Raw genomic sequence first — 17828 nt, forward strand, 5'->3', positions numbered from 1 at the left:
TGAAGTGACTTACCGGACAGAAATCACCTGAATGAGGAGGGCCGTAGCAGTGGGGTGGGGCGTGCGGCCCGGAGAAGCGCGCTGACCGGCACGTGATCAGCTGGAACCGGGAAGGGGACGGTCGGCCGCTTCGTGCTCGGCACGGCGGCGGTACTCGGCGTTGATGCGCTGGGCTTCCTCGAGCTGGTCCTCGAGGATGACGATGCGGCAAGCGGCCTCGATCGGGGTGCCCCTGTCGACGAGCTCGCGGGCGCGTGCCGCGATCCGCAGTTGGTAGCGGGAGTACCGGCGGTGTCCGCCCTCCGAGCGCAGCGGAGTGATCAGGCGAGCCTCACCGATGGCTCGCAGGAAAGCAGGGGTGGTGCCGAGCATCTCGGCGGCCCGCCCCATCGTGTATGCGGGGTAGTCGTCGTCGTCCAGACGACCACTGAGCGGGGTATCTGCTGTCATGTCACCTCGTTGTGCAACGCGTCGAGGGGCCCTGGTGCCGTACGGCACCAGGGCCCCGAAGGAAATTCAACACCATCTGTCGGCCCTACTGCTGTGCCGACCTTCTGTTTCCGCTACCGGCCCTGCTGAAGGGGGGTGCGGGGATCGCGGCTGCGTGACCGGGGACCACCTTCCAATCCGGGGTCTTGCGGTACCCGGCCGAGTGCCTCTCGGGCCGGGCGATCCTGATGGCGTCTCTCCTCCGTCCTTGCCGGTTCGTGTCTGCCGAGCTTCGCTCGACCGTCTCAACGAGAAAAACAGTAACCGCGCTGATGGCCAATGTCTACCCTGGCAAAGGTAGATTTCGTTCCTCTGGTGGACTAGATAGCCTGTGACCTGCAACAACGGGTGACGTAAGCCGTTGTGGGCGGCGAAACGACGGTGAGGGCCCTGCCGACACGTGTCGGCAGGGCCCTCACCGGGATCCTGATGGCGGTTGGCCGCCCGTCGTTATGCCGTCGAACTAGGCAGCCGAGTCGAAGGCGGGCCGCTGCGCCCTGCGCCGCCCCGCTCGTCCGGTCGCGCGTCCCTGGGCGGGGCGGTCGCGACGGCCTCGGGACGAGGGATCCGCGGAGGACACGGCGCGGCGGGGGCGTTGGGCGACGGGCGCGGTGATGACGACGGGAACACCGGAAGGGGCCTGGGCCCCGGTGATGCGGCTCAGTTCCGCCTCGCCCGAACGTACCGGGGTGATCCGGGGGGTGATGTCGGCCGCGGCCATCAGCCGGCTCATGCTGCGGCGCTGGTTGGGGGTCACCAGGGTGACGACGCTGCCGGTCTCTCCGGCGCGGGCGGTACGGCCGCCGCGGTGCAGGTAGTCCTTGTGGTCGGTGGGCGGATCGACGTTGACGACCAGGTCGAGGTTGTCGACGTGGATCCCGCGCGCCGCGACGTTGGTCGCCACCAGTACCGTCACATGCCCGGTCTTGAACTGGGCGAGGGTCCGCGTGCGCTGCGGCTGGGACTTGCCGCCGTGCAGGGCCGAGGCGCGGACGCCGCTGTTCAGCAGGTGCTTGGTGAGCCGGTCCACGGCGTGCTTGGTGTCCAGGAACATGATCACCCGGCCGTCTCGTGCCGCGATCTCGGTGGTCGTCCGGTACTTGTCCGCTTCGTGCACGTGGAGTACGTGGTGTTCCATCGTGGTGACCGCGCCCGCGGACGGGTCGACGGAGTGGACCACCGGGTCGGTCAGGTAGCGGCGGACGAGCAGGTCGACGTTGCGGTCCAGGGTGGCCGAGAAGAGCATGCGCTGCCCTTCGGGGCGCACCTGGTCGAGCAGGGCGGTGACCTGCGGCATGAAGCCCATGTCGGTCATCTGGTCGGCCTCGTCGAGGACGGTGATGGCGACGTCGTCCAGCCGGCAGTCGCCACGGCCGATGAGGTCCTTGAGCCGCCCCGGCGTCGCGACGACGACCTCCGCGCCGGCGCGCAGCGCACCGGCCTGCCTGCCGATGGACATCCCGCCGACCACGGTGGCCAGCCGCAGCCTCACGGAGCGGGCGTACGGAGTGAGCGCGTCCGTGACCTGCTGGGCCAGCTCGCGGGTGGGTACGAGGACCAGGGCCAGCGGCTGCCGCGGCTCGGCGCGCCGACCCGCTGTCCGGGCCAGCACCGCCAGGCCGAAGGCGAGGGTCTTGCCCGAGCCGGTACGGCCGCGGCCGAGCACGTCGCGTCCGGCGAGAGAGTTCGGAAGGGTCGCCCCCTGGATGGGGAACGGTACGGTCATGCCCTCATGACCGAGTGCGGCCAGCAACGGCGTCGGCAGGGCGAGATCGGCGAACGCCTCGACGGCGGGCAGCGCGGGCGTGACCGTCACCGGCAGCGCGAACTCGCCCTGGGCTGAGGTCGGCCGGCGATCGTTGCCCTTGGAACGCCGGGGAGCCCCCGAGCGCTTGCCGGCGGAACCCCAGGAGCGGTCGTTGGTACGGGGCGTGCGGGTGGTGCGTGCGCGGTTCAAGCGGAACCTTTCCTCGATGTGAGCACGTAGGCACGTAGCAAGGAATTTCCGCAGCAAAATGAACTGCGCAGGGAATCGCGAGAACGCGCCGGAGATGATGGGCGCCGAGTCGTATCGACGGGGAAATACATCACCCTTGGGTGAGGTAATGGGGTTATCCCGTCACGCGCCCTGAAATGCAGCGAGCTGGGGCCCGCACCCCAAGGTGCGGGCCCCAGCTGCGAAGTATGCGTTGCTGCCGGTGTCAGGCGGGAACGATGTTCTCCGCCGTCGGGCCCTTCTGGCCCTGCGCGATGTCGAAGGACACCTTCTGGCCTTCCTGCAGCTCGCGGAAGCCCTGGGTGGCGATGTTCGAGTAGTGGGCGAAGACGTCGGCGCCGCCGCCGTCCTGCTCGATGAAGCCGAAGCCCTTTTCCGCGTTGAACCACTTCACGGTGCCAGTAGCCATGTCATTTCTCCTTCGGAGACGATGTTTGGAATTCGCCTTGTGCGGATTCCGCGTCGCCGTGCTGATCAACCCGTCGGAAAATGAACCTTATGGCAACCACACCTGCAACTGAGATAAACACTAGCATGACGCGATCGGCCCCGTGCCATCAAATAATTCCGTTCGGGTCGGCGGTCGAGGAATACTCGCCGTGTGCCGCACCTATTTCTCACCTCGCGGATGCAGATATTGATCCACGCGGATGCGGGGTTCCCGCCGAACGTTTCCGGCCACAGCGCTGTGACCTCCGTCGATGGGCCGTGCGCCGCTGCCGTCGTCCTCAACGGGTGGGACGACGGGGAGCGCGCCGAGACCCGACCACCGCGATGTAGGTCACACGGTCCCGTCCGCGCTCGCTGGTTCGGCGCGTGCGGTGGTCCAGGTGATGTGAGGGGGTTCGACACGTGCGCACAGGGGCCCGCCCTGCGCGTCGGTCAGGCCGAGGCGTCCGATCAGCAGCCCGTCGCGTGCGGCGGCGGCGAGCACGTCGGCGGGGATGACGTCGAGCATGAGCTTGGCGCGGCGGAACATCGTGAAGGTGCCCGACTCGTCGACCGTGCCCCACGACAGGTAGATGAACCTTCGGCCCAGACGGTCCTGGATGTAAGGGCCTTTGATCTCGATGCCGTTCGGCGAGGCGCTCGTGGTGCACTCCAGGGTCCATGTCGCGGACGGTGCGTCACCGGGCTGTGGATCGAGGAGTTCGGCCGGACGGTCGCGGCGTTGCACGGCGACGTGGATCTTGTCGTAGGCAGGGACTCTGCCGTCAGCGGTCGCGGGGCGGGTGAGGCCGGGCAGGTCGACGGCGTCGATGCGGATGCGCATGGCGGCCATCATCCCGCCATCACTTCGGCACTGAGGGGTGGGGTCGGTGCTGTGTGGCGACCGTGCTTTCGATCTCCTGGTCCGCTCAATCGAGGGCGGCGAGATGATCGGCGTCGCCGCCTCGCCACTCGATCAGGAAGATGGTCGCGTCGTCGGTCGTGGTGCCGCCACGTTCGTGTTTCAGGGCGTGCGAGAGCGCTCGCACCACCGCCCGTACCTCGGTGCGGTCGAGGAGGATCCGGTTGGTCCACTCGACGAGCTGCTCCTCACCGAACTGTTCCCCGCCGGTCTGGTGCTCCTCGAACAAGCCGTCGGTGAAGCACAGCACTCGGTCGCCGGGTTGCAGCATCCGCTCGCTGACCACCGGCTCCTCACCGCCGAAGCCGACCGGCAGCGTGGTCGGGCTCTCCAGCCGGTCCACCACAGCGCGGTCCCGGATCAGGAACGGAGCCGGGTGGCCGGCGTTGACCCACTGCAGCCGGCCCGTGGTGATGTCCAGGATCATCATCTGCGCGGTGACGAAGTGGTCGAGGCCGAACTGCTCATTGATGGCCCGGTCCATGAACGCGTACACCTGGGAGAGGTCGGTATGGGACCGTCGTGTGTGGCGATAGGCGCCGATGGCCACCGTCGCCATGGTCGCCGCGTCCAGCCCGTGGCCCATCGCGTCGATCATGGCCACGTGAAGGATGTCGCCGTTGAGGGCGTAGTCGAAGCTGTCGCCGGCCACGTCGTAGGCGGGCTCCAGGATTCCGGCCACCTCGACCTGCGGAACGGTCATCGACAGCGGGGGCAGCAACGACCACTGGATCTCCGCGGCCACACTCATCGGGGCGCTGCGCCGGGCCTGGAAGAACAGATCGGTGTAGGCGTCCTTGGTGACGATCATGTCCGCGACCAGACCGGCGAGTCTGCGGAGCAACCGCCGGTCGTCGTCATCGGCCCTGTCCAGGGTGACGGCCATGGCCCCGATCTGGTCGCTGCCGTCCAGCAGCGGCAGGTACATCCGCACACTGCCGTCCTGCGCCACCTCCACCGTTCTGCGGCTCAGGAACGCCTCGCCGGCGGGGGAGTCCTCGACCGGCTCGGGTCCGCCGACCTTCAGCCTCCGGCCCGGCAGCGGCACCAGCAGCACCTGTTCGTAGTCCTGCAGGAGGATGGAGACCTCCCGCCCCCCGACCCTGGCCACCTCTTCCGCGACCAGGGGGGCGATCAGGTCCGGCGGCATCTCGTGGGCACGGTCCAGCAGAACCCCCAGCAGCCGTTCGCCGAACCCCTCCGACCGGTCCACTCCAAACCTGTCCGGCCGCCGCCCACTGTCCGTCATCGGTGCTCGCTTCCCTTCGACCCGGGGTAGGGCGAACCCTTGGGTGGCTGTGTCCAGCAGGCTCGCAGCGCCGACCGGTCCAACGAGCCGATTACGCCATAGGCGGCATGTCGCCCAAATCGACGTCGCGTGGTGGCGAGAGGCGATGCCCCGGCGTGCAACGGCCCCGGCGTACGCACACCGGGGCCGCCCTTCCGGGCCGTGGCACGTGAGAGTGCACTGACCCACTTATCATGTTATGCCCGATAAGCTCCAAATGCTCAGATGGTGCCCGCCCACCCTTGGCCGCCTTGAGGCACGCCCAGCCGGGCCGAGGCGGCCCGTGCGTCGCGCCCGCTGTCACCCACGCGCGCGATCGGCATGAACGGCGACCGGCACGCCGCGCTGCCTGCTCACGGGCGCCACCGGTTACCTGGGCGCGGCAGGCATCCGAGGGATGCGGAACGCGTGGTCCGCTCGTCGCGACCAACTACGCTCCCACAGTCGGCGGAGCCGGACGTCAGGTCGCCGCCCGTGTCTCGCGCATACGGTATTCGCTGGGGCTGATGCCGTGTTCCCGCTTGAACGCGGCGCTGAAGGCGAAGGCGTTGGCGAAGCCGACGCGGTCCGCCACCGTGGCGAGCGTGGTGCCGGGTTCGCGCAGCAGGTCCGCGGCCAGGGCGAGGCGCTGTTCCCGTAGGTAGGTCATGGGCGGCCGGCCGACCAGGGCGGTGAAGCGTCGGGCCAGGTGGGCCCGGGACACGCCGGTCTTCGCCGCCAGGGCCGGCAGGGTCCACGGGTGGGCGGGGTCGGTTCGCAGCATGCGCAGGGCGGGGCCGACCACGGGGTCGCTGTGGGCCCGGTACCAGGCGGGGACCTGAGCGCCGGGGCGGGTGAACCAGGCGCGCAGGGCGGTGATGAGCATCAGGTCCAGCGCCCGGTCCAGGAGGATCTGCTGCCCGGGCTCCTCGCGGGTGATCTCCTCGAAGGTCGTCCGGCTGACCGGGCAGACACCCACGTTCGCCTCGACGACAGCCACGGGTGGCAGTGCGGCGAGCAGCCGGCCCGGGGTGCCGCTGTCCACGGTGTACAGCCCGCTCAACAGGAGTGTGCCGTCGGCCTCTTCCATGTCCCAGGCGCCGGCACCCGGAACTCGGGGGCCGACCGGTTCCTCGCCCTGAACGTTCGTGCAGTGGCCACCGTGATGGATCACCACGTCCGGTTCGGTGTCCGGGGCGTCGGCGATCACGTACGGTGCGCCGCCGCACAGCACCGCGACATCTCCGGGGCCGATCCGTACCGGGTCGCCGTCCTGGGGAGTGATCCAGGCGGAGCCGTGCACGAGGACCGCGAGGGCCAGCGGCGAGCCGTCCTCGAAGCGCGCTGCCCAGGAGCCGGTCAGGGAGGACCGGTGGAAGACGGCGCCACTGGTCCGTACCCCGTTCAGGAGATCCGTCAGCGGATCCGTGCTGGTCAGCCGCATGGGATCCATGGCGGTCAGCGTAGACGAACGCATATGGACGTGAGCCCGCACGGCATGGCTCGGGCGGATGGCGACTGGTTCTGTTGAGGCCATGAGCGACGAGATGATCCTGGTGACAGGGGCCACGGGCAAGACCGGCCGTCGAGTGGTGCGGATGCTTCAGCAGCGGGGCGTGACGGTCCGCGCCGCGTCCCGTTCCGGTACGCCGTCCTTCGACTGGACGGACCGCTCCACCTGGGAGCCGGCCCTGCGGGGCGTGACGGGGATGTACCTGGTGGCGCCCGGCCTCGGCAGCCCGCAGGCCGCGGAGCACATCGCCGCCTTCGCCCGGCGGGCGTCCGCAGCCGGATCCCGGCGTGCGGTGCTGCTGTCCGTGCCCGAGGGAGGGGCGGACCAGGAGCACGTCCTCGCCGCGGAGCAGGCCCTCGAACACGCGGGCCTGGACTGGACCGTTCTCCGGCCGCGGTGGTTCTTCCAGAACTTCAGCGAGGACTTCCTCCACGACCCGGTGATGAGTGGCGAGGTACGGCTGCCGGCCGGGGACGGCAAGGAGGCGTTCGTCGACGCGGAGGACATCGCCGAGGTGGCGGTCGCCGCCCTCACGGAGGCCGGGCACGCCGGGTGGCACTACGAGCTCAGCGGGCCCCGGTTGATGACCTTCGGGGACGCGGTCGCGGAGATCGCCCGGGCCACCGGCCGCGACCTGCGCTATGTGCCGCTGACCGCGGAGGCCTACGCGGACGAGCAGCGGGCGCAAGGTGTGCCCGAGGAGTGGGTGCAGCTGTCGGCGGGCCTGTACGACTACGTCCGGTCAGGAGGCCTGGCCTCGCTGAGCGACGGCGTCCAACGGGCGCTGGGCCGGGCTCCCCGGGACTTCTCCGAGTACGCCGGCCTCGCCGCCCGGCAGGGTGTCTGGAACATCTGAACCGCAGTAGCAGGGTCATGCAACGAGCCGACAGGCGAGGCTTGGTGAGGAACCGCCAGGCCTTCAGCGGTTCTCCGCGACCGGCCCCCCGCCGCTGCCGGACGGATCATCAGGGCACAAACACAGCCGCACAGTTGCATCAGCTCAGGGACGGCCCGTTCGGGCTCGTCGGCGCGGTTCAGGACCCAGGGCCGCTCGCTCTCGGGACGGGCGGCGGGCTTGCGCTACCGGGCGCCCGGCTGCTGGTCGATCCCGCGGTCCAGGACGCGCCGGGCCGCCTCGGCCTCTGCTGCCGGCGGTGACAGTTCGTCGAGGGTGTCGAGTTCGTCGTCCCCTTCCAGTTCCTGTTCCCAGGCCGCCGCAAGGCGTTCCTGCTCCTGGTGCGGCTTGGCGCCGACGGCCTCGCGCCGCTCGGGGGCCAGGGCCGCCAGGAATCGTCCGACCGAGTCCGTGGGCATGCGGTGCTCCTTGTCGCAAGAAGGGTTCCGCCCTGCCCCAGCATGGCTGAACTCTCCCCGGCTCGCCCCCCGACGCTGCCGGGGATACCCACGACTGCGAAAGGGAGCTCATCAGGCAGCACTGTCCGACCTCGCCCCGCCACCGGTGAGGCGAGGAGTCACAGGTGTGCAAGGTGATTATGTCATAATGCGGGCATATTGCCATTAAAGGGAATCATGTGGGTATGGCATGACTGGGCCGCACATCGCAGTGAGGGCAGCCGTCGCCCTGGCGCTTGCCGGGGCGCTGATCACGGCGTGCGGCTCCGGCGGTGGCGGCTCGACGACGTTGACCTGGTCGATGTGGGCCAGCGGTGGTGAGGAACAGCAGGTCTGGCATGAACTCGCGGACCGCGTGTCCCTCGAGGAACCGCAGATCACGATCAAGCTCGAGACCTCGTCCTTCGAGGACTACTTCGCCACACTCGGCACCCGCCTCGGCAGCGGCGACGCCCCCTGCATCGTCTCGATGCAGGCCCTCCGCACCACGGGCTACACCCAGAGCATGCTGCCGCTCGACGATCTGATCGCCAGGAACAAGTTCGATGTGACGGACTTCGACAAGTCCGTCATGGAAGGACTGAGCGCCGACGGCAAGCAGTACGCGCTGCCGTACGACGTCGGCCCGGTGATCCTCACGTACAACAAGAACATGTTCCGGAACGCGGGGATGCCGGAGCCCAAGCCGGGGTGGACCCTGGCCGAGTTCGAGTCGGCCGCCCGCAAACTGACCGGGGACCGGACGTACGGGTTCGTGGCGTCGCCTCAGGATGTGTGGATGTTCCCCATGGTGCTGACCAAGACCGGGGCGCAGCCCACCGACGGGGCGGGCAAACTGCGACTGACCACCCCCGCCATGACCGAGGGCGTGCAGTGGTACGCCGACCTGGCGGCCAGGAAGAAGGTCGCTCCCCCCGTGCCCGCGGACGATCCCACATTCGCCGACAAGGAGTTCCTCAGCGGCGACGCGGCCATGGCCGCCAACGGACCGTGGGCGCTGCTGACTCTGAAGAACCAGGCCGGCTTCCAGGTGGGCCTGACCACGATTCCCGCCGGCCCGGACGGCAGCAGGACGTACTCGTCCGGTTCCGGATTCGGCATCTCCAAGTCCTGCCCGGACCCGGAGCGGGCGTTCAAGACGATCACGCTGATGACCGCCAGGAAACAACTGGAGTGGCTCGGCGGGGTGGGACGTGCCTATCCGTCACGCGAGTCGGCACAGCACGCGTGGTACGAGAACGCCCGCCTTGCCGGAGCCCGAGAGGTCCTCGAAGCCGCCAACGCCACGGCGATTCCGCTGCGTACGACCAAAAACTGGGAGCGGGTCAACGTACTGCTCAACCAGTCCGGCCCCGACCTCTTCAGCGGGACGAGCTCCGCGAAACAGGTACTGGAGCAGGTGCAGAGACAGGCCGGGCAGGATTGATCGGTGTGTGAGTGGGCTGGGGGGGGGGCGACTGATCGCGGTGGACAGCTTACGGGCACGCCGGATGGCGGTGGGGGAAAGCAGCGTCCGCAGGTGGGTCGCAGCGGGACATCGCGTGAGTTCCGCGAGACGCTGCCGCCGGGGCGGCTCGGAGCGCCGCCCTTCCCTGGTCCTTCACCTGTCCGTTCTCCTCACTGGAGTCCGCCATGGCAGCGCAGTCCGCCTCTCCCACCGATGCCCTGCACCACTACGACGACCTGACCGCGCTCTACATCAACTGCACCCTCAAGCCGTCTCCGCAGCTCAGCCACACCCAGGGCCTCATCGACAAGAGCCGGGCCATCATGGACGGCGCAGGTGTGACCACGGACCTGATCCGCGCCGTCGACCACGACATCGCACCCGGTGTCTACCCGGACATGACCCAGCACGGCTTCGCCGCCGACGCCTGGCCGGAGTTGTACGGGAAGGTGATGGCGGCGGACATCCTCGTCCTGGCCGGACCGATCTGGCTGGGCGACAACAGCTCGGTGACCAAGCAGGTCGTAGAGCGCCTCTACGCGTGCTCCTCTGTGCTGAACTCCCAGGGCCAGTACGCCTACTACGGCCGTGTCGGCGGTTGCCTGATCACCGGTAACGAGGACGGCGTGAAGCACTGCGCCATGAACCTCCTCTACAGCCTCCAGCACCTCGGCTACACGGTCCCGCCCCAGGCGGACGCGGGCTGGATCGGCGCCGCCGGCCCCGGGCCGTCGTACCTCGACGCGGGTTCGGGTGGCCCGGAGAACGACTTCACCAACCGCAACACCAGTTTCATGACCTGGAACCTGATGCACCTCGCCGCCCTGCTGAAGCGTGCCGGAGGCATTCCCGCCCACGGCAACCAACGCTCGGAGTGGGACGCGGGCTGCCGCCCCGGGGCGGACAACCCCGAGCACCGCTGAGCCGCACGGACGCCCCGCGGCTGCGGGCAGCCGGGCGAGGAACATGCAGGGTTCCGCCCCGTCACCAGCCGGTCTTCAGCATGTGGTCCAGGAGCAGGGCGAGTACGGCCTGCGCGGAGGGAGAGAACGTGTCCTGAGCCGTGCCGCTGACCTGACGTGGATCGTGTGGGATGAGCTGGGGGACCGCTTGGAGCCGCTGTTTCCTTGATCACCGACGGGCACGGCACCCCGCTCGCGGTCCTGCTGACCGGCGGCAACCGCAACGACGTCACCCAGCTGATCCCGCTGCTCGATGCGATCCCGCCCGTCCGCGGCCGGGTGGTTCGTCCGCGCCGCAAGCCCGACCCGCTGTTCGCCGACCGCGGCTACGAGCACGACATCTACCGCGACCAGGTCCGCGATCGCGGCATCGTTCCGGCCATCGCCCACCGTGGCACCCGGCACGGTACTGGGCTGGCTACGTACCGGTGGGTGGTCGAGCGCACCTTCGCTTGGCTGCACGGCTTCCGGCGACTGCGCATCCGACGGGAACGCAGGCCGGCATCCACGAGGCGCTTCTCAAACTCGCCTGCTGCTGCGGGCGCCACCCAGCGACAACTCAGCTCATTGTGTCAGCCGCTGTGCTAATCGTTCCTCTGTTCGGCCCAATCCCGGGTCGCTGAGGTTCTCGCGCGAACCTAGCGTCTTCCACCAGGGCCGGTCGCCAGCCGGACGACCGGCTGACCGCCCAGACCCTGCGGTCACGAGGAGCGCAATGAGCGGGGTACCGAAGTGGGGCAGCGGACAAGAACCTGCCCCGACGCACGAAGAGATCCAGGCCAGAATCGGAAAGCGTCTGGACGACGTTGCCAAGATCCTGGCCGGCGCCCTCGTCGCCGTTGCCGGCGTCATGACCCTGCTCGGCCTCAGCAGCGACGTCGTGTTCGTTGCCCTCAACAACGACTCGTGGCCCATCTATGTGGCCTCGCTCTGCGCCATCCTCGCCATCGTCTGCAGCATTGTGGCTCTGCTCGTCCACCCCACACGGCGGGGCAACCTGTGGGAGACCGTGGTGCTCATTCTCGGGGTGATCCTCTACATGGTGGCCCTGAGCGTGGCGGTTATCGGTGCGGCCAAGGCTGCCGGGGGAAACGGGCGGCCGACCATCACCAACATCAAAGTCGACGGTCCTCGGCCCAATCTGAAATTGAGTTTCGCTGTTCATGCTGACGGCGTCGAGACGGGGGCCAGCATCGAGGTGTTTGTAAACGCTGTCAGGGCCGACTTGTCGGAGCCTGTTGTTGAGTCGGTCGACGCCTACTCAAGTGAGCTCAGACCCAACGACAAGGGCGTGGTCGAGCAGCGGGTCAGCATGCCGATCTCCCTTCCACCACAGGCCGCAGGCATCAGCATCATGGCCCTCAACGCGGGCGACGGAACCCAGGACGAGTGTGGCGAGCTCACACGGCGCGGGCCGGCGTGCGCAAGGTTCCGGGTTCCCTAGCAACGGCCAAAGCGCTCACGCCTGCAGCGGTACAACGAATCGTGTCCGGGAGGTGGCGGTGTGCCATGCCTTCCACGCTACGACCCCCACCCCGCGGGGTGGGGGTCGAGCTTGCACCCCCCATAAACCCGACCTGCCACGCCTGGCGCAGAAGCGGTTCGCTGGAATCGCGCCTCGGTCACGACACGACCGACCGTCGCGCCTTTCCTCCACCGATCGAAGATGAGGTCCACTCGATGGAACGTCGCAAAGCGCTCGGACTGATCGCAGCCACCGGCGCCACCGCCTCCTTCACGGCTCTGCCCTCCTTCGGTGCGGAAACCGGCCGCGCCGCAGGCGCCACAGGACAGGGCAAGGCCACGGCCAAGGGCGGCTACACCTTCGCGCTGGACAAGAACGTCAAGCGGACCTCGGTGCGGTTCAAGAACCGCTACGGCATCGAGGTCGCCGCGGACCTCTACGTGCCGCTGACCGCCAGGGGCAAGCTGCCCGCCCTGGCGGTCAGCGGCCCGTTCGGCGCGGTCAAGGAACAGTCCTCGGGGCTCTACGCCAACGAGTTCGCCCGCCGCGGCTACGTCGCACTCGCCTTCGACCCCTCCTTCACCGGGGAGAGCGGCGGCACGGTGCGCGACGTGGCCTCGCCCGACATCTACACCGAGGACTACAGCGCCGCCGTCGACTTCCTCGGCCTGCAGAGGATCGTCGACCGCGAGCGGATCGGCGCGCAGGCCGTCTGCGGCTTGAGCGGTATGGCGCTCACCGCGGCGGCTGCGGACAGCCGTATCAAGGCGGTCGCCGCGGCCTCGATGTACGACATGTCGCGCAGCATGTCCCGCGGCCACGAGGACTACTACGCGCGTGAGCAGCGCCAGAAGATCGTGGACCACCTCAGCCGGCAGCGCTGGATCGACGCCGAGAACGGCACCTTCGCGCGCGGGTCCCACGAGATCCCCTTCGACGAGAACGGCAACGCCGCCCCCTCAAACCGCATCCTGCCCAAGACCCTCCCGGCGGACGCCGACCCGATCACGAAGATCTTCTTCGACTACTACCGCACCGAGCGCGGCTACCACCCGCGCTCGATCAACTCCACCACCGCGTGGAACGCGACCACACCGATGTCGTTCTTCGCCTTCCAGCTGATGACGAACATCGACATGCTGGCGCCCCGCAAGGCCCTCCTGGTGGCCGGCGCCGACGCGCACTCCCGCTACTACTCCGAGGACGTCCAGGCGAAGGCCCCCGACACCGTCGACCTCGTGATCGTCCCGGGCGCGGACCACGTCGACCTGTACGACCGCAAGGACCTCATCCCCTTCGACAGGCTCGACGAGTTCTTCACCAAGAACCTCGCCTGAGCGGAAGCGCCCCCGGATCCGCCGCCTGGACGGGAGTGGTTGCCAGGCTGGCGAGAATCCTGAGGCGTTCTTCGGAGGTGCTGCCCGGTTCAGCGGTGTAGAGGCTCAGATCGTGCACGGCCCGGTGAGACACGGGCAGGTCCAGGGACTGGTAGGTCAGCTCCAGGAGGCCGACCTCGGGGTGCTGCAGCCGCTTGACGCCCTCGTGGCGGATACGGACGTCGTGCGCGGCCCACATGGTGCGGAAGTCGGGGCTGACTGTGGACAGTTCGCCGATGAGTTCGCGCAGGGCCCGGTCACGCGGTTCACGCCCGGCCTCGGCACGCAGCAACGCGACGGATGGGCACCACCGAGTTCGCCGTGGCCGGCCTGGTCCCCGAGATCGCGGGTGACCTGCAGGTCAGCGTCGCCCGGACCGGACTGCTGATCACCGTCTTCGCGGTCGGCATGATCGTCGGCGCGCCGCTGATGGCGATGCTCACGCTGCGGCTGCCCAAGCGGCTGACCCTGATGCTCGCCCTGGGCGTCTTCGCCGCCGGGCACGTCATGGTCGCCCTCAGCTCGAACTTCACCCTGATCCTGGCGGTACGGTTCCTGACCGCGATCGCCACCGGCGCGTTCTGGGCCGTGGCCAATGTGGCCGCCGCGCACGCCGCAGGCCCGGCCGCCAGCTCCCGCGCCCTCGGGGTCGTAGGGGCCGGCGCCATGCTCGCCCACGTCGTCGGCGTGCCGCTGGGCGCGTTCGCCGGGCAGCTCATGGGCTGGCGGGGACCGTTCTGGGCCCTCGCCGTCCTCTCCGCCGCGGCCATCGTGCTGATCGCCCGCACCGTTCCCCACGACGACCTGGCCCAGCACACGGGATCCATCCGCTCCGAGTTGACCGCCCTGCGCTCCGGTCGCCTGTGGCTGGTCCTGGCCGCCTGCGCCACCACGACCGGCGGCGTCCTGGCCGCGTACTCCTCCATCGCACCGCTGCTGACCGACCGGACTGGTCTCGCCGCCGGGCTGGTGCCGCTGGTCCTCGTCGGCTTCGGCCTCGGAGCCCTCGCGGGCTCGATCATCGGTGGCCGCCTGGGCGACCGCCGTCCGCACGCGGTGACCATCATCGCCGCCGCAGGCGCCACCCTCCTGCTGCTCGCGATCGTCCTGCTGGCCGGCTCCGCCCCCACCACCGCCATCGCCCTCACCCGGCGGCGCCACTCCGCAGCAGCCGCCTAGGCCGTGTCCGGCGCATCACGTGACCGCGCTGTGCTTGATGAGCCCTCGGTGGTCACGAACGGAGGTCAGAAGCGCAAGTGATCGGCCGAGGGACAGGTTGGGCCTTCCCGCTCAGTTGACGATGGTGTGGAAGAAGAGCACAGCGACTGTCGGCGACAGAGACGAAGACGGTGCCCCGCCCTCGCCGGGAAATCAGGGGCCAAGGTGCACGACTGCGGCGATGGCGAGTGCGCGGTCCGAGGATTCGGCGATCGCCCTCCGTACGACTTGGTGCAGGACGTGAGCCGAACGCCCCGGGCGAAGCCCTCCGTCCGGGGTCCACAACCGCTCGTACACCTCACGCGCGAGGTCCGCGGCGGCCGCGTCCGCAGCCCATGCCGACAGCGCGATCACATGGTCGAAGCCGGCGGTCTGGAAGCGCGTCGCCAACGCCCATCCACCGCTGTAGTGGGCCAGATCACTACCGCTCGTCTCGCGGACCGAGAGATAGGCCAGTGCTCCGCCGCCGACGGGAGGCAGTGGAGGACGCGGCCGATCACGCCCGTCCTCGGCGCCGAGCCGCAGTCGCGTGACGCCCCCGTCGAGATGTGAACCGCCGATGAAGTGGAAAATGGTGTGCTCGCTGAGCCGTGCCGCGACATTCGCATCCGTGGCCTGCGCGTCGCGCAGGACCTGGGCGTGCGGGACACGCCGATGGATTGCTTCGAGCTCCCGCTGTCCGTGCGGCAGGTCGTCGTCCGCGAGGACCAGCAGCATCGACTGGCCGGGATCGCGGATCAGGTACGTCTCGCGATGGCGTGCGGACGTCAGCGCCTGAAGGCTCGACGTATAGGAATGCACCGCGTAATCCATGGCATTGCCTTGGCGCTGCCCCGCCAGATGGAGAGGCAGCATCGTGAACAGGCCGGTAGGACACCACCACACTCGTGGCAGGACGTCGGACGGGGCAGCCGTGGGACGCTCGTAGGCCGGATCCGGCAGGCCCGGGTCGATGCGAGCGACCATCCCGAAAACGGCGAGGACCGGCCCCACCGCTTTGTCCCACAGCCAGCCGAGTACGGACCAGAGCCCGTGTACATCCAGTGGCGACGGGCCCTCATCCACCGCGGACCGATACCGCTGCGCCTGGTCGGCCAGCCCGGTCAGGCTCACTTCGTGCAGCGGGAGCACCGACACACCCTGGCGGGTCACGAGCAGGGCGTCGCAGCGGTGGGCGGCGGCGTTGAGAACGACGACGGGGCCTTCGCTCGCGGCCGCCACCAGCCGTTCAGCGGGCACGGGGGCGAGGAAGTCCGCAAAGCCGGGAAGGGCCCGCACCGCGTCGACGAGCTGCTCCAGCCGCCGGGCTGGAGCCGTGCCCTTTCGCCGGTGCGTCCGCGACGAGGCCGGCTGGGGGGCGAGATGGAGGAACGCCCACAACCGGCGGAGTTCCGCGACGAGATCCGGCGCGGCTTCCCGCAGCCGGTCCACCTCCGCGTGAGAGTCCTGCCACCAGGCCGACAGGAGAACGCTGCGCTGTTCCAGGAACTCCAGTGCGCGTTCCGGCGCCCCCACCCCGATCGCGTGGGCGGCGGCCTCCCTGCTCAGCTCCTCCCAGGCACTGATGTGGCCCGAGTCTTCCCGGCCGGACGTCAGCAGCACCAGGGGGACAAGCTCGGTGACGGTCTCGTAGCTCAGTACGACGTCCTCGGAGTCGTTGCGGCGTATCGCCAGCTCTCCCCAGAGAAGTCCGGCCCTCAGACGTTGCAACGGCGGCACGTACCGGTTGATGGTGACCTGCCGCGCCTTGTCGGCCGCGCGGCGGAGGGAGGCGTCCGACTGCTTCGGCACGTGTGAGACGAACGCGGCCTGGGCCAGAAGGACGGACGCCCACTCCGGGCCGGCGAACATGGGGTCGAGGTCGTCGTGGAGCAGCAGCGAGTGCAACTCCGTGAGGGCGCTCGTGAGATCCGGCCGCGAGGGGCCGAGTGTGTGCAGTTCGAGCAGCATGGAGGCGTAGGCGTCGCTTCGGGCGTCGCGCTGCGCGAGGCTGAGGTCCCTGGTCGCTCTGAGGCTTTCGACGGCCTGGTCCAGTGACGCGCGGTCCCAGGTCGCCTTGTACCTCAGAACCAGACATTCGCCTTGCTGGACGAGTGCGGTGTGCCGGTACGGCAGATCCGGGTGATGGCGCGACTGCGAGACGACTTCCCGGGAGGCGTTGACGGCGAGGTCGAGGGCGGACACGGCCCCGGACCGGCGGTGGCTGTCGAGCAGGCACCGGTTCAGGCCGATCAGCGCCGCCATCCTCCAGACGGACCTGGTCGGCAGAGCCCCGGCCGCCCGTTCGGCGTGAGTGACCGCCTCGTCGAGATCCGTACGCTCGGACAGCACGGCGGCGCGCACCCGCAGGACGTCACTCAGAGCGTGGCGCAGCCGGGCCCGGAGCAGTTTGTCGCTCCCGGGACAGATCCTGACGGCCGAGCGGCACTGCCTCAGCGCCGCGTCGAGAGCTGCCTGTGAACCGTCGCTCCAGAAGCGGGCCATGTGCACCGAGGTGAGCACGGCGCCGCGCTCGGCCTGTACGAATCGGGGTTCCCGGGGGGAGGGGACAGCCGCCGCCAAGTCCTCGGCCTGGTCGAGGTCGGCCGGATCCCCTTCCGCCTCGTACTGAGCGACGAGGACCCGGGCGAGCGGCAGCGCGATGGCCTCCCGGTCGGCGCGGGACGCGAACGCCACCGCGAGATCCAGAGCCTGATGCAACACACCCTGACGCGGCTGGACCTCGTGGAGGAGCAGGTAGGTCTGGAGAAGCTCCGAGACGAGCGGCCCGACGCGGACAGAACCGCCCGTCAGCCGGTTCATCCAGGTTCGGAGCGCGTCGACGGACCTGTGCAGCAGGGAGAGGTCCCCCGTGTGGCAGAACAGCTCGCGCTGGGCGGCTCCGAGGAGAGCACCGGCCCGCATGTTCAGCTCCGGGGCAGGGGCGTCGCCGATGTGCTGCACGACGTGGACGGTTCGCTGAAGTGACCTTCGCGCACCGAGACGAAGCCCGTGGAGATACAGCGTCTGCGCTGCCTCACAGCCGAACTCGGGGAAGTCCCGCGGTTCGTATCCGGCGTCGAGGGCACGCTCCGTCAGCGTGAGGGCCTGGCGCAGGGGCTCGACGTCGTCCGTCTGGCTCGACCGGTCCAGCAGGTGCCGGATCGCCCGGGTTAGCCGTGGTACCAGCTCGGGATCCACCTCGGGCCCGATCAGATTGGCCAGCCCCTCGAACGGCGGAACGGGTGGCCGCGGGCCCGCGTCGGGTTCGTCGAGGACGTAGACGTGACCCGCACCGGTGCGAAGACTGACGGGGCCGGCCCCCACGACGATCCGGACGACCTCGGCCGCGTCGACCCGCACCGTACGGACGGTGGCGCCCGCGGTGACCTCGACCACCCGCGGCGAGGTG

15 protein-coding genes and 1 pseudogene are annotated in these 17828 nt (G+C 69.3%); 7 read left to right on the plus strand and 9 right to left on the minus strand.

Annotated features, from left to right (window positions below):
- Positions 1–96: 96 nt before the first annotated feature.
- The 6 genes from OHU35_RS22515 to OHU35_RS22540 all read right to left on the minus strand — a co-directional run bounded on the left by OHU35_RS22515 (position 97) and on the right by OHU35_RS22540 (position 6556).
- Complete coding sequence (locus OHU35_RS22515) at positions 97–450, minus strand: MerR family transcriptional regulator (protein ID WP_405506603.1); 354 nt, start codon at positions 448–450, stop codon at positions 97–99.
- Between the two features lie 502 nt (positions 451–952).
- Complete coding sequence (locus tag OHU35_RS22520; RefSeq protein ID WP_405506605.1) at positions 953–2446, minus strand: DEAD/DEAH box helicase; 1494 nt, start codon at positions 2444–2446, stop codon at positions 953–955.
- Positions 2447–2690: 244 nt separating this feature from the next.
- On the minus strand, positions 2691–2894 hold the full coding sequence (locus OHU35_RS22525; protein WP_189725621.1) for a cold-shock protein: 204 nt from the start codon (positions 2892–2894) through the stop codon (positions 2691–2693).
- 372 nt (positions 2895–3266) lie between these two features.
- Positions 3267–3758 (minus strand): DUF5990 family protein, encoded by a 492-nt coding sequence (locus OHU35_RS22530; RefSeq protein WP_359890846.1) that lies wholly within the window; start codon positions 3756–3758, stop codon positions 3267–3269.
- Between the two features lie 85 nt (positions 3759–3843).
- Positions 3844–5085: a PP2C family protein-serine/threonine phosphatase gene (locus tag OHU35_RS22535; protein ID WP_189725623.1), complete on the minus strand. Its 1242-nt coding sequence runs from the start codon at positions 5083–5085 to the stop codon at positions 3844–3846.
- A 499-nt stretch (positions 5086–5584) separates the two neighbouring features.
- Positions 5585–6556: a cupin domain-containing protein gene (locus OHU35_RS22540; RefSeq protein WP_405506608.1), complete on the minus strand. Its 972-nt coding sequence runs from the start codon at positions 6554–6556 to the stop codon at positions 5585–5587.
- Between the two features lie 82 nt (positions 6557–6638).
- Here OHU35_RS22540 and OHU35_RS22545 point away from each other — a divergent pair, with 82 nt between their 5' ends.
- The gene (locus OHU35_RS22545) at positions 6639–7472 is read left to right on the plus strand and encodes an NAD(P)H-binding protein (protein WP_405506610.1); all 834 of its coding nucleotides are present in this window, start codon (positions 6639–6641) and stop codon (positions 7470–7472) included.
- A 224-nt stretch (positions 7473–7696) separates the two neighbouring features.
- Here the strand turns inward: OHU35_RS22545 and OHU35_RS22550 are convergent, their stop codons facing one another.
- On the minus strand, positions 7697–7930 hold the full coding sequence (locus tag OHU35_RS22550) for a hypothetical protein (RefSeq protein ID WP_189725625.1): 234 nt from the start codon (positions 7928–7930) through the stop codon (positions 7697–7699).
- Positions 7931–8159: 229 nt separating this feature from the next.
- Between OHU35_RS22550 and OHU35_RS22555 the strand changes: the two genes are divergently transcribed.
- The 5 genes and pseudogenes from OHU35_RS22555 (at position 8160) to OHU35_RS22575 (ending at position 13180) form a co-directional block, all read left to right on the plus strand.
- The gene (locus tag OHU35_RS22555; RefSeq protein WP_405506612.1) at positions 8160–9395 is read left to right on the plus strand and encodes an ABC transporter substrate-binding protein; all 1236 of its coding nucleotides are present in this window, start codon (positions 8160–8162) and stop codon (positions 9393–9395) included.
- Positions 9396–9601: 206 nt separating this feature from the next.
- Positions 9602–10339: a flavodoxin family protein gene (locus OHU35_RS22560; RefSeq protein WP_189725627.1), complete on the plus strand. Its 738-nt coding sequence runs from the start codon at positions 9602–9604 to the stop codon at positions 10337–10339.
- Between the two features lie 204 nt (positions 10340–10543).
- Positions 10544–11001: pseudogene (locus tag OHU35_RS22565) on the plus strand (IS5 family transposase); the annotation flags it as partial.
- Between the two features lie 92 nt (positions 11002–11093).
- Positions 11094–11822, plus strand: a complete 729-nt coding sequence (locus OHU35_RS22570; RefSeq protein WP_189725628.1) for a hypothetical protein — start codon at positions 11094–11096, stop codon at positions 11820–11822.
- Between the two features lie 236 nt (positions 11823–12058).
- A complete protein-coding gene (locus OHU35_RS22575; protein WP_189725629.1) occupies positions 12059–13180 on the plus strand; it encodes an alpha/beta hydrolase in 1122 nt (373 codons plus the stop codon).
- Here the strand turns inward: OHU35_RS22575 and OHU35_RS22580 are convergent.
- Positions 13161–13511, minus strand: a complete 351-nt coding sequence (locus tag OHU35_RS22580; RefSeq protein ID WP_189725630.1) for a hypothetical protein — start codon at positions 13509–13511, stop codon at positions 13161–13163. The genes OHU35_RS22575 and OHU35_RS22580 overlap by 20 nt on opposite strands.
- Before the next feature lie 8 nt (positions 13512–13519).
- On the opposite strand from OHU35_RS22580, the gene OHU35_RS22585 reads away from it, so the two are divergent.
- Complete coding sequence (locus OHU35_RS22585; RefSeq protein WP_189725631.1) at positions 13520–14398, plus strand: MFS transporter; 879 nt, start codon at positions 13520–13522, stop codon at positions 14396–14398.
- 192 nt (positions 14399–14590) lie between these two features.
- Here the strand turns inward: OHU35_RS22585 and OHU35_RS22590 are convergent, their stop codons facing one another.
- The gene (locus tag OHU35_RS22590) at positions 14591–17341 is read right to left on the minus strand and encodes a CHAT domain-containing protein (RefSeq protein ID WP_373310137.1); all 2751 of its coding nucleotides are present in this window, start codon (positions 17339–17341) and stop codon (positions 14591–14593) included.
- Between the last annotated feature and the right edge of the window lie 487 nt (positions 17342–17828).

Source organism: Streptomyces purpurascens (genome assembly GCF_045040895.1).
In the GTDB taxonomy this organism is placed as follows: Bacteria; Actinomycetota; Actinomycetes; order Streptomycetales; family Streptomycetaceae; genus Streptomyces; species Streptomyces purpurascens.